Origin of the sequence: Kineococcus glutinatus, assembly GCF_039542765.1 — a bacterium.
GTDB classification, from domain to species: Bacteria; Actinomycetota; Actinomycetes; order Actinomycetales; family Kineococcaceae; genus Kineococcus_A; species Kineococcus_A glutinatus.
The window spans coordinates 1-1,520 of sequence record NZ_BAABIL010000681.1 but is presented as its reverse complement, the minus strand read 5'-3'; the positions used below and the strand labels follow the sequence as shown (position 1 = coordinate 1,520).

General features: G+C 78.9%; 2 protein-coding genes. Both read left to right on the top strand.

Annotated features, from left to right (window positions below; all coding sequences use genetic code 11):
* Nucleotides 1–5 precede the first annotated feature (5 nt).
* Nucleotides 6–962 carry an ABC transporter ATP-binding protein gene (locus ABEB16_RS20070; protein WP_345713965.1) on the top strand — a complete coding sequence of 319 codons (957 nt, stop codon included), beginning with the start codon at nucleotides 6–8 and terminating at the stop codon, nucleotides 960–962.
* The coding region (locus ABEB16_RS20065; RefSeq protein ID WP_345713964.1) for an ABC transporter permease at nucleotides 959–1,520 on the top strand (562 nt) is incomplete at its 3' end. The genes ABEB16_RS20070 and ABEB16_RS20065, both read left to right, overlap by 4 nt.

Here is a 1,520-nt window from a genome sequence, read left to right as displayed (position 1 = left end):
CTGCGGTGCGAACGGGGAAGGGCGCCGCCGCGGCGCCCGCGAGGCGACCGGGCGCGGCCGTCGAGGTGGACGGGCTCGTCAAGCGCTACGGCGGCCGGCAGGTCGTGGCGGGCCTCAGCTTCACCGCCGCCGCCGGCGCGGTGACCGCGGTCCTCGGTCCCAACGGCGCGGGCAAGACCACCACCATCGCCTGCTGCGAGGGGCTGCGCCGCCCCGACGGCGGGCGGGTGCGGGTGCTCGGCCTGGACCCCGTCGCCGACGGCGCCGCCCTGCGCCCGCGCATCGGCGTCACCCTGCAGGACGGCGGCCTGCCCACCGGTGCCGGCGCGCTGGAGGTGCTGCGCCACATCGCCGGCCTGCACTCCGACCCCGTGCCCGTGGCCGACCTCGTCGAGGTCCTGGGCCTGGCCTCCTTCGCCCGCACCCGGGTGCGCCGCCTCTCCGGTGGCCAGCGACAGCGCCTGGCGGTGGCCTGCGCCCTCGTGGGGCGCCCGGAGGTCGTCTTCCTCGACGAGCCCAGCGCCGGGCTGGACCCCCAGGCACGCCTGGCGATGTGGGACGTGGTGGCGCGGGTCCGGGCCGCCGGGGCCTGCGTGGTGCTCACCACCCACCTGATGGAGGAGGCCGAGCGCCTGGCCGACCTCGTCGTCGTCGTCGACGGCGGCCGCGTCGTCGCCTCCGGCAGCCCCGCCGAGCTCACCCGCACCGACTCCACGCTCGCCTTCACCGCCCGCCCGGCGCTGCCGCTGGACTCCCTGCGGGCCGCGCTGCCGCCGGGCACCGACGTCAGCGAGACCACCGCGGGCCGCTACCTCGTCTCCGGGGTGGCCGCCGGCCCCCAGGTGGCGGCGACCGTGGCGGCCTGGTGCGCCGGCCAGGACGTGCTGCCGGAGGGCCTGGGCGCCGCCCGACGTACGCTGGAGGACGTCTTCCTCGACCTGACCGGACGGAGCCTGCGGTGAGCGCGAGCACCAGCGCCCCCGCGCACGGCGGCCCCGCACCCGCCGGTGACCGCCTGGACCTGCGTCCGCGCGGCGGCGCGGCGCCGTGGTGGCGGCGCGTGCAGCGCCAGAGCGCCCTGGAGGCGCGCACCGCGCTGCGCAACGGCGAGCAGTTGCTGCTCACCCTCGTCATCCCCGTCGTCGTGCTCGTCGCCACCGTGCGCACCCGCCTGCTGGACCTGGGTGGGGGTGAGCGCCCCGCCCTGGCCCTGGCCGGGGTGCTGGCGCTGGCCGTGGTGTCCACCGCCTTCACCGGCCAGGCCATCGCCACCGGCTTCGACCGGCGCAACGGGGTGCTGCGGCTGCTGGCCACCACCCCGCTGGGTCGCGGCGGGCTGCTGGCGGGCAAGTGCGGGGCCGTGGTCCTGCTGCTGGCCCTGCAGGTGCTGGTGCTGGCCGCCGTGGCCGCAGGGCTCGGCTGGCGGCCGCAGGCGGGCGGGCTGGTGCTGGCGCTGGCGCCCCTGGCGCTGGGCACGTGCGCCTTCACCGCGCTGGGGCTGCTGCTGGCGGGCACGGTGC